Here is a 10405-nt window from a genome sequence, read left to right on the forward strand (position 1 = left end):
ATGAGCATTTTTAATCCAGCTTATGTTGGTGTCGAAGACCAACTCTTTGTGAGTGGTTCTGTTAGACGGCAGTGGTCAGGTATTGATGAGTCACCTGTGCTAAACGCTGTGACTTTTGGAATGCCATTAGGAAATAATTTAGCAATAGGTCTCTCGGTATTAAACGATGAAACTTTTATTGAAAAATCTAATTATGTGACTATTGATGCTTCCTATAGAGTTCAGCTAACTGAAGACTACGAATTGTTTTTTGGTTTAAAAGCAGGTGGTCAAGATTATTCAGCTAATACAGATGGCTTACAAACCTATAACTTAACCTCAGACCCATCTTTAGGTAGCTTTGGTAATATGTTATTTAATGTTGGTGCAGGTGCTTATTTAAAACATGAAAAATGGTATGTTGGATTATCTACACCACGTATTTTAAATACAAATAGAATTAAAGAGCAAGATGGTTTTGTGTCTGCTTCCTCTGGAAAACCACACTGGTATTTAACAGGTGGAACAGAATTTACCTTAATTAAAGAGGCGAATATTAACCTAAGGCCAAGTACGATGATCCGCTACGTTGATGCGGCTGAACTTTCAGCAGATTTTAATGCAATGGTTGTTTTTCCTAAGTACATTGAAGTTGGTGCATTATACAGAACAGACCAAACAGTAGGAGCAATGCTAAATGTTAAGTTTGGTCAATATGTTACATTAGGTTATGTGTATGAAGTGGCAGCCGAGAAGCAATTGGCAAGAGCTAATAATACAAGTGAATTATTATTGCGCTTTACTTTAGATAAGTCAAAACGTGATAGAAAAAATAAGTTTGAAGAATTTTAGAATATTGAAAAGTTAATTGGTTAGGTTAGTAGGGAAACCGTGCCGCCCTATTAAATAAGGCACGGTTTCTTTTTTTTGAGAAAAAAATAATTATAAGTTGATTTTTTAAGAAAGTTTAAATTCTTAAGATCTAAAAGTATGGCTAAAGAATTGATATTAATTTTTTTTATAATAGTTATTCATCTGTATGTTTATTTTAGAGAGAAAATAAATCTCAAAAAAAAGCAAAAAGAAGAAAAGTTAAAAGATAATTCTGATAGTCAAAAGTCAATTTGAATGCTAAACAATAAAAAAATAATAATGAGAAAAAATGGATTTTTGATTGCTATAGTAGTGTTAATAGCTTTTACCAGCTTAAGTTATTGCCAAACAATAGATGAAGCAATAGGTTTTGAAGATAATGTAGATGATGAACCAGCAGCAACTATTAATACATATATCTACTCAGCTATTTTAGCTGGTGTTTTTATAGGGGTTAGATGCCACAATAAATAATAAAACTAATATTTTAAGCCAATGTCTAAAATGGATTTTAAGCTAGATTTAATTAATATTGCAATTGGAATTACAATTGCAATATTACTTTTAGTATTATTCCTTTTAATTGATGCTGTTATGGGACTAATCCAATTAGAAGAACAATTTAAAAACTTGAAACAGATTTAATCTAGATTGATTATTGTATGAAGTTTAAAACCACTTTTAAATTATTTTAAGTGGTTTTTTATTAATTATTAACCATTTTAGCAAATATGATATGCTTAACATTTAATATAGTTAAAGTTCGTTTACATTACCTGTTGACAGTGTTATTAAGTGTTTTGCTGTGTTTATGTTCCTGCCAGAATCATAAAATACAAAAAAAATCTAAAAATAATTCAAGTGAATTATTCTTAGCGACTAAAGCATCTAGTCAGTTTAAGCCTTTATCCCCGAATAATCGAGTAGCTTTTATTATTAACACAATAAAAGCAGAACATTCTAATCATGATGAAAAAAAAGAATGGTTAGCTAAAAATATTCTTATAATTTTACAAGATAAAACCAAAATAAATTCATCTAACTTTACAGAACTTAACCATTTATTATTAGAAAAAGATTATGTAAATGAAGCCGTTCCTTATGCCACAAAACTTTTAATTGAAAACACAAGCATTTCGAAAGCAACAAAAAGTTCAGCAGCATCCATTTTAGCAGCTTACTACAACGCAAAAAAACAGGCAGATAGTTTAGGCAAGTATGTCGATATACTCGAGAGAAATATACAAGAAAAAGATGATGAACCTTGGTCATACATGTCCTTGTATTCCAATAAAGCAAATTTAGCTAATGTAAAAGGTGAGTTCTTTAATGCAGCCGTCAATTATCAAAAAGCCATCGATTATGCCGACCCTTCCGATACTAAAAACTTAAGTGTGCTTTATCACAACCTTGCTAGCATGTATCTAAATTTAGACTATATTGAAAAAGCAAACTACTATACAGATTTAACCTTAGAACTCATAAATCCCGAAGATATTCCTCTATACTATTACAATACACAAGGTATTATACAGGGGAAATCGAAAAACTTTAAGGAAGCAGAAAAAACATTTCAAACCATAATACAAAAATCAAAACAAGAAGGTCGAGCGATGTTGTTAGCACAAAGTTATTCTAACTACGGCAACTTAAAACGCAAAAAGAAAGAATTTGAAGCGGGTTTAAAATACCTAAGCTTATCAGACAGTATATGCAAAAAACTAAAGGTTAATGTTGGTATCTTCTACAATAAAATCAATAGAGCTGAACTATATTATGACAGCAAAAAGCTTGATAAAGCACTTTCAGAAATCAATCCGCTTAAAGATTTTGTTGTTGATGCTGATAATCCTAAACTAAAAATGTCGGTCTATGAGTTGCTTTATAGAATTTATGATGACTTATCTCAAACCGATTTGGCTAATACCTATTTTAGATTATACACCGAAAATAAAAATAAGTACATAGGAGATTTGCCAAGGAGCATGGTTAGCGAGTGGGAAGTAGCCAGAGAACGCGAAAAAAGGCTTCAACTTCGTATGGCTTACGAAAACGAATTACAAGGCCAAAGATTTAAAAAATATGGGCTCTCCATGGGCTTAATCCTATTGATCTTAGTTTCAGTGACTATGTATTTTAGTATTTCTAAAAAACAACTCAAGAAACAACAACTCTATGAGCAAGAAAAAAAGGATTTAGAATATCAGTTGCAACTTAAATCAAATGAATTGCTGTCTAACTCAATAAAAGACTTAGGTATTCAACAAACAAAAGATTGGCTGCGAAACCAGCTTAACCAAATCCTTGATGATTTGCCTAACGCCCATAAGAAAAAGTTCAACGTGCTTAAACAAGAATTAAAATCAACTACAACACATGAGTTATTGGCTGATTTTGAAGCTAAATTTCAAACCACCTACTCCGATTTTTACAAGCGACTAAAATCAATAGGGCCCGACCTAAGTCCTAATGAATTAATTTTATGTGCCTTGATTAAAATCAACTATTCTTCTAAAGATATTGCCTTGCTCACCAACCGTTCGCTGCGTACCATCGAAAATTCTAGAAGCCTTATACGAAAAAAACTGCAACTTAGTCCAAATGAAAATTTACAAAATTTCATAATATCTATCTAACTGTTTATTAGTTTTTTAATATAAATAAAGTAAGTTTTTGTGAATTGCTTTTACTTATTCAGTAGGTTTTCGTGAGTAGAATTTTAATGTCGTTAATATGCTACATTTTATTTTTGGAAAAAAAAATAAACGATGCTAAGACTTACTCACTTCATTTTTTCGATTTTTTTATTCAGTTCATTTTTTGGTTTTAGCCAAACCTTAACCATTAGTAATAGTGGTGAAACTGGAACTTCTGGTAACAATTGGTCAGTTTCAGGTTCCAACCCCATAACGATTACGGCAACAGGTACTGCAAATATTAATACCACGGTAATAGAAGGCTATCTAGCAAACGGTGATTTAATCATTGAAGCAGCCAATATTACGGTGGATGCAGCTGTGAATAGTCCAACGGCTAATAGCTGGTTCCTAGAAGCGAATAGCAATGTTGTGCAAACGGCTAATGGCAATATCACCACCCAAGGCGGTGCGTTAGTTATTCGTGCCGATGCCAATGGAGATAATGAAGGTCGCGTAGAGCTACGTGGCAATATTACCACCAACGGCGGGCCATTGTATGTGGGCGGCGGTAGCTCCAGCGAAAGCTTGGGCGGTCTGAGTGTGCCTGCAGGGAATGCTATTTCGACTAACAACACCCAGCATGGGGTGCTGGTAAACGGGGCTAACATCAATACCGGCGGAGGTAACCTACGGGTTCGCGGGCAGAACACAGCAGTTGATGGCACCAATACCGGTGTAATGGTCATGAACTCCTCAATCGAGACCGCAGCCGGTGATGTAAGCATCTCAGGTAAGCGTAGCGGTAACCCAAATAGGTCAGCAGGCTTGATGATCGGCACGCAGATAGCCGCGAGTGCGTCGACCGGAAATGTCTCGATTTCTTCAACTACGGGTGACATCACGCTCGAAGGGGTAACCGAAGCCAATGCTGCCTTCAGCTGGGCGCATGGTCTAGCTTTCGTGCTATCTGGGGGAGATGACCTATCGATCAGCTCAACGGCGGGGAACATTTCACTGCTTGGCGATGCAACAAACGCAGCGCTACAGACCGGCGAAGCCGTAGGGATTGTGGTTCAATTAGATAATGGGAATTACACTTCTGCACAGTTTAATGTCTCGACCGATGGTGGCGCGGTAACGTGGAGTGGGCTGAGCGCCTACACTGGTGGTGACGATGGCTTAGCATTGAGAGCACAAGCTGTAACTGGCGATGGCAGTGTCACGATTGGCGATGCCAACACCGGAGATATCACCTTCATGACTGGCTCGCTGCAAACGCCAGATTTGGGAGCCCGCGCCATTACCATTGAAAGTGCCGGCGCGGTGGTGTTTGAAGGCCCAACGGGAGCTAATTTTGCCGCCGATATCAACATCAGCGATGAGTACAACTTTGCCTCTAGTATCACCTCGCTTCGCTTGGGTAAAACCGATAATACCAGCACCAACATCAGCTTGAATACGCCGGTAAGCATTTCGGGGCCGGTGAGCATTTACGCCGATGAGCTATCGATAGCTGCAGGCATCAACACTAGCTCGGGTAATGGCAACATTTTATTGCAAGGAACCACCTCGGTTACGACTAATGGCAGTGACCGAAGCTTAAACAGTGGGTCTGGAGATATTTCCATCCTTACTGATGCGGTTATGCATAGTGGAACGGATTTGGTAATTAACTCAACGGGCTCCTTTACATTTGCCCCAATCACCAATTGGACTAGTGCCTTTTTGGGGGGTAGTTTCTTAGGGTTTAATGGCAGCTTTAGTGGAAGCAATTTTATAGGGAATAACTCTCAACCCGAGACGCAGTGGTTGCAGATTAACAATATGGCCTCCTTGGGTGGACTTACCTTGGGTCGATTGGGTTCAACTAACAATCTTCAGATGAATTCGTCTTTTAGCGTAGCCGGGCCTATTAGACTCTATGGGCAGCAAGTCTTATTAGATGCCAACCTCACCACCACCGCAAGTAGTGGGACAGGGGTGTTGATTGAAGCCCAGCGCATCCTGCAAGACGATGGCTTTGATGTGACTACCTCTGGAGCCGATATCAGCTATACCACTAGTGGTTATGTAACTCCAGATAGCGACGAAAGAACCCTAATCGCTATTAAAGGCGATGGAACCGATCGTGCCATAGTTAACGCCAATGGCGGGAATATTACGATTGCAGGTAGCTACGCTGCGGGCGGTGCGGGTGATCGAACAACTCGTGCCATCGAATTTTCTATCGCTGATTTGATTACTTCAGGTACAGGAGCCATTAGCCTGACGGGCGATGCAAGCAATGTTCCAAGTACCACACAATCAGCCTGGGGCATGCAGCCTAACGATGCGCGTATTATTACCGAGAATGGAGCCATTACGCTAGATATGACGGGTGGAGCTGCTTCTGGAAATTCACGTGGCATGGCCTTAGACAACCAAAACATGCAACTGCTTTCTGAAAGCGGAACAATAACCATACGCGACTTGAAGCCAAACGGATTGACTGGTACCTGGAATGGTCTATATGTACTACCAGCTTCAGAAAACGGGTTTGTGTTAGGGGCAGATGGAACTAATGTGAGTAGCAGTAGCGCTGATATTCTGATTGAAACTGATAAGTTATTTTTCACTACGCGATCTTCTGATTTTAATACCAGCGGAAGCATTACTATAGCTCCCATAAGTAGCAGTTTTGCTTCGAATTGGAATGACTTCCGAATGAATATAAGCAGCTCTGCAACAGGCTTAACTTTTGGAAAGCCAGGCAATAATGCTTCAAAAATTGAGCACAGCAGAGATATAAGTATTAATGGCCCCATTAATATATACAGTTATGACATTACTTCTAATGCCAAGCTGGAAGCCGTCAATGATCGAATATCACTAATATCGGGGGGGGCAAATAATTTTCAGGGAACGCTTGAAACTTTATCTGGTGCGAATATCATTGCTGATGAATTAGTAGTCCGTAATTTCCATCGGGCCTATGTTGGTTATAAATCTCCAAGCTTTGTTGGTACGGTAGCAGTTAATAAATTTGCCAGTGATGGCGGCGATTGGTTATTCGTCAATAACAGCAAAGCACTAGCCATTGAAAATATAGCTGGTGTTGATGGGGTTTCTGTTTCTGGGTTTACTCGTTTGTACACAGAATCTCAAGACCTGTCAATCAATGCTCCAGTGGCATCATCGTTATCAAGTGGCACAGCGATTCAGTTATTTGCTGATCGCGATGCTACGGCAGGTCAAGCCGGAGATGGGAACATTAAAATAGCTAATAATGGTGCTGTTAACACAGAGTCAGGTGCAAGAGCACTTTTATACTCAGGGAATGTAGCTAGTAGCACAGGTGTACTGGGCGAAGTAGGCGGTGAAGCGAATACCCGTTCTCAAGTCGATGCAAATACCGATTTAAATAGCATCAGCCCAGCATTAGGAAGTTCTGGAATCTATGCGCTTTTCCGCGTAGGCACAGGTGAAGGCGACCTTACCATTGTCGCTTCAGGTGGCGATGCTGAAGGTAGCACTTGGACATTTGACAGCAGCAGCAATACGTTAACAACTATATCTAGCCTAGCTGATGTAAACGCATCGGTGGTAGAAGACTATTTAGCTAGTGGTGATTTAACCATTGAGGCTGGGAATATTACCATCAATGCAGCGTTAACTTCCATTGCGAATAATGATTTAATACTTAATTCTGATGGCTACATTGACACCAAGGAGAACGTTGCTCTTGGTGGCTCATTTGTTGCTGATACAAAAAGAAATGTTTTGTTAAGAGATAATAAAACGATTAGTACCTCAAGTGCCAATTCAAAAGTATTACTGAAAACAGAAGGTGATGGCACTACAAATGGTAATGGGTATATCTCTCTTGGCAACCAAGCAGACATTACGACCAATGGTGGCGATATCATCCTGTGGTCTAACGCGGCTAATCGCAGTAGCGGTATAGCCAATAACGAAGTTTATCTTGCGCAAGATAATACGCTTAACTCAAACGGTGGTAGCATTGTTATTGCCGGTGGCTTGGATGATGGAAGCAATGGTGGAACTATCAATGATGGTATTCCTGATGGTTACGCCTATAGAGGAGGTCAGGGTTCAGAAGCCATTCGTTTGCGAACTAATGTCAACTTACTTTCAGATGGTGGCGACATTATTTTACGTGGCCGCCAAAATGGTAGCGATTATGCCGTGGGAATTGAAGCCGGTGTTGTCATCAATAGCGGTGCGGGTACCATAAATATAGATGGTCAGAATACGGGTAATCATGCCATTGACATGGCTCAGGGTAATTTTGCCATTACCTCTGCCAGCACGGCTCAAACAGCGATCACTATCTCTGGAACTACTACGGGTACAGACAATACAACGAGTGCCGGTATGGTGATAAGTTTCAATGCCGCATCTGGTCATTCATTGATTCAGACCACAGGTGCTTCTGGTGGTGGAATTGTTTTACAAGCCATCAATGGTGGAGATGGTAAAGCCCTATGGTTAGGAAATAACGATCCAGCCTCTACCTTACAAATCCTCAGTAACACTGGAGACATTTCCCTGATTTCAAACGGAATCATTGAGCTGATTAACCATAATGTGTATTTAGGGAATCGCAAAGATGCCACAGCAATTCAAGGCATTACTCCTGCAGCCACTTCCGCCAGTGGTGATGTTACATTGACCACCTTAGGTATTTATGGTGCAGGATTCAATACAACGGATGGCGTCAATCGTGGTAAGATTCACCTTTCTACTGCAGGAGTCTTTACACTCGAACCGTATACCAATGCTTTTGGAGGATATTATTTGGCAGGTAATTTATCCGCAACAGGAGGGCAATTAGACTTCGGCGGAGCCTATGATTCCGGAACCAATACCGCTACCGGTAATGGCGCTGAATCTACCTGGCTTATCACAAATAATGCCGATCAGTTAGGAGGCATTGTCCTAGGTAAAGAAGGGATGACACAAGCAATTGCCCTCTATGAAATGCATGATATTAATGGTCCAATTTCGGTTTACGCTGGAAATATTACTCTTAATGATCATCTAAGGTCTACAGCAAGCGGTTCGGATATTTTGCTGAAGTCGTCAGGCAATATTACACATGGATCCAATAAGAACATCATAACCAACAACGGCGATATTATCTTATGGGCCGATAGCGATGCCAATAACGAAGGCTTCATTGCGGTCGGAAACAATGTAACCTTTAATACGGCTAATGGTTCGACTGCATCGGGTTTGAGCGGTGGCGGAGCTATTGTACTGGCCGGTGGCGCTGATGATGGCGCCAATGGCGGCGTGGCCAGTGATGGTTTGCCAGACGGTTTTGCGCGTTCGGCTTCCAACCCAGGTATTGAGCTTTCCACTGATAACACAGGGGATGTGAATTTTTATTCAGGTGGTGGGAATATCACCATGCATGGTTATAGCAGCAATAACGAATCACCAAATGTCTTTAATAATAATGGCATCAACCAATTCGGAGGCTTATTTATAGATGCAGGTACGGGTCGGATCCGCATGATTGGTGAAGGGGTGAATCTCTATGGGATAAACTTAAACCAGGGTTCAGCAGCTGCAGAACTTAAACTTACACTTACTTCTGCTGCTACTTCAGGGGACGCTATTTACATCCGAGGTGTATCAAGTAGTTCTCTAGGATTAGTATTTAATTTCAGTTCAAACAAGGAGCTTAAAGCTACAGCTGGTGGAGATATCACGTTAGAAGGTGTTGGTGGAGGATCCAGTCAAGGCATCTTCTTGCAAACGATTGATGTGTTAGCAAACAAAGGAACAATTACCTTGGATGGTGGAACAAACGGAATTTTTAATAAAAACACCGCTAACACCTATGGCTTTAAGGCAGGAAGTGATATTACAAGTAGTAGTTCAGATATTATTTTCCGAGGCAATGCGATATCTGTTGAGGGAGGAGGAACAGCTACCTCTTTTAATACTACAGGTACGGTAACTTTAGAGCCGTATGGTACTTCATTTACTTCCGTATTAAGCTTTCCGATAAGTAATCTTAGTTTAGATGCGTCTGTTAGTGGTTTAACCCTAGGTAAGGCAAGCAATACAGCGGCTATCACCATTGCAGGAGCAACAACTATCGCTGGGCCAATCACGGCTTATGGAGGAACCATAACCTTAAACGCCGATTTGACTACTACCAACAACGGAGACATTTCACTTTATACCAATAATCCACTGGGTTTAACCACGTCAAGAACCCTTACCGCAGCAGGTGCGTTTAAATACATTCCTAGAGGAACAGCCTTTACAGCCGATGTTACGTATCCCATTACAAATTTAGCGGCTACGAATACAGGTTTAACCATTGGTAATGCAACCAATGATAAAGACATTACAATTAATGCCGATGTCATTGGCGATGCGGGTATTGAGTTATTTGGAAATGATATAGATATCAATGCCAATTTAGAAACTACTAATTCTGCTAATTTAGCGTTTAAAGGAAATGCCACCATTGCCGCAGGCCAGCACATTGCTTCTAATGGTAACTTTATCCACGATGGCGACTTGCTCTTTAAATCTGATGCTACTAACGGCGATGCTTACTTAGGAAGTATTGACGGAACCTACACTAAAACATCAGGAACCGTTATTACAGAAAAATACTACCCCGCCAAACGTGCTTTCAGGTTAGTATCAAGTCCCGTAGATGGCGGTAGTTTATTTGACAACTGGCAAAACAGTGGTGCTAATGATGCTGGTCTAGGAACGCATATTACAGGCGAAGTCGGAACTGTAGGTGAATATAATGCGACGACAGGCATTGATTATACAGCATCTGGTAACCCTTCGTTATTTGGATTTAGCACAGCTAATGGCTGGGAAGCGATTACTGACACTAAAAACACAAATTTAGAAGCCGGTGTACCTTATCGCTTAAT

At 40.2% G+C, this 10405-nt stretch carries 4 protein-coding genes; all 4 read left to right on the forward strand.

The genetic code is table 11. The features are described 5' to 3' along the window. Positions 1–831: PorP/SprF family type IX secretion system membrane protein (locus tag BUB82_RS11180; protein WP_073193713.1), on the forward strand; the 831-nt coding region annotated here is incomplete at its 5' end. Between the two features lie 300 nt (positions 832–1131). Continuing rightward, positions 1132–1326: a hypothetical protein gene (locus tag BUB82_RS11185; RefSeq protein ID WP_073193714.1), complete on the forward strand. Its 195-nt coding sequence runs from the start codon at positions 1132–1134 to the stop codon at positions 1324–1326. Between the two features lie 257 nt (positions 1327–1583). Then, positions 1584–3488 (forward strand): tetratricopeptide repeat protein, encoded by a 1905-nt coding sequence (locus BUB82_RS11190; RefSeq protein WP_159432040.1) that lies wholly within the window; start codon positions 1584–1586, stop codon positions 3486–3488. Positions 3489–3620: 132 nt separating this feature from the next. Further along, positions 3621–10405, forward strand: a 6785-nt coding sequence (locus tag BUB82_RS11195; protein WP_143185690.1) for a beta strand repeat-containing protein, incomplete at its 3' end; no start/stop codon positions are given.

The sequence above is a fragment of the Psychroflexus salarius genome (genome assembly GCF_900129035.1).
GTDB lineage: Bacteria > Bacteroidota > Bacteroidia > Flavobacteriales > Flavobacteriaceae > Psychroflexus > Psychroflexus salarius.

Coding starts and splice junctions, on each gene's coding strand:
- BUB82_RS11185 (WP_073193714.1), top strand. CDS start 1,132: ATGAGAAAAAATGGATTTTTGATTGCTATAGTAGTGTTAATAGCTTTT.
- BUB82_RS11190 (WP_159432040.1), top strand. CDS start 1,584: ATGATATGCTTAACATTTAATATAGTTAAAGTTCGTTTACATTACCTG.